The organism is Pontibaca salina (genome assembly GCF_016307205.1).
GTDB classification, from domain to species: domain Bacteria; phylum Pseudomonadota; class Alphaproteobacteria; order Rhodobacterales; family Rhodobacteraceae; genus Pontibaca; species Pontibaca salina.
The window spans coordinates 1-1,404 of sequence record NZ_JAEIJD010000028.1; the positions used below are offsets into that span (position 1 = coordinate 1).

Consider the following 1,404-nt stretch of genomic DNA (forward strand, 5'->3'; position numbering starts at 1 on the left):
CTTCTGTGGTTGACGCCCGTAGTGCAAGAAGTTTCTGACCTTATTGGCGCGTGATCGAGTGCGGTCTTCTGTGAGGCCTCATGATGCGGCACTTCCAGAAGCCGCGGGCCGGGATGGTGATCAGCGAACCGGGTCCAAATCTCCTCTTCGAGCTTTCAGCTCGCAGGCTTTAACTGGTTTTCCCAATCCGGATCTGTTCGATCGTTTTGCCCATTCAGGTCGTCGTCTTCTCCACACCCCCCTTGGCACCGTTACCAGCAGTTCGACATGAGCATCATGCCGCGACTGCCAGCGCCGGATCCTTGTAATCTTCGTTCTTCGTCAGCATCGCCCAAATCTGTCGGGCCATCTTGTTGGCCAGCGCGATCGCGACCAGCATCTTGGGCTTGCGCGCCAACATGCGTGACAGCCAGCTGCCCTCCGTAATTGTGCGCTGCCCAAGCCAGTTCAGTCGCGACATTGCGCCAATGATCAGGAGGCGTCGGATATCAGCCTGCCCCGCCTTGGTCATTCGCCCCAAGCGCTCCTTGCCTCCAGAGGAATGCTGCCTGGGGACCAAACCCAGCCAAGCCGCAAAGTCGCGCCCTGTTTTGAACTGCGCCATGTCAGGTCCGAACGCTTCCACCGCGACGGCCGTCAGCGGTCCAACACCGGGCATGGTCTGGAGCCGGCGCGCCCTGTCTGACTGGGCCGCCAGCGTCTTGAGTTTCATGGTCCGTTCGGTGATACGCGCCGTTTTCTCTGCAATCTGCGCCAGCAGGTCCTGGCACTCCTCCCGGATCAGTGCGGGTAGGTCCGAAGCTTCATCCTCCACAAGCGCCGTCATGCGATTGAGGTGGCGTGTTCCTACGGGAAACACGTGGCCATGTTCATACAGCAGCGCCCGCAAAGCGTTCACATCCGCAGTCCGCTGATGCACCAGACGCTCCCGGCCGCGGAACACAGCCGCGCGGGATTGCTGCTCAACCGTCTTGGGCGCCACGAAACGCATTTCTGGCTGTCGGGCCGCGATGACGATCGCCTCGGCATCGGCGGCGTCATTCTTCTGGCGCTTGACGAACGGGCGAGCGTACTGTGGCGCGATCAGTTTCACCTCGTGCCCAAGCGCCTCCATCTCCCGCGCCCAGTAGTGCGCGCTGCCGCAGGCCTCAAAGATGACCAGGCAGGGCTCCTGCCGCGCCATGAACACGGGAAACTGCTTTCGCGTGAGCTTCTTGCGGAACTGGACCTCCCCCCCTGTCCGCAGGGCGCCGTGGACCTGAAAAACAGTCTTTGCCAGATCGACCCCAATCATCATATCCTTCATCTCGCCGTCCTCCTCGTTGTGTGGCTGTTGACACCACGACCTTGGCACAAATCGATGCCGTCTGGGGAGGGCGGCAACCACTCCATCTCCTCTGCTTC

At 61.1% G+C, this 1,404-nt stretch carries 1 protein-coding gene; it reads right to left on the reverse strand.

Features of this window, described 5'->3' with window-relative positions:
- Positions 1-274: 274 nt before the first annotated feature.
- A complete protein-coding gene (locus JAO82_RS14125; RefSeq protein ID WP_198687033.1) occupies positions 275-1,306 on the reverse strand; it encodes an IS110 family RNA-guided transposase in 1,032 nt (343 codons plus the stop codon).
- Positions 1,307-1,404 lie beyond the last annotated feature (98 nt).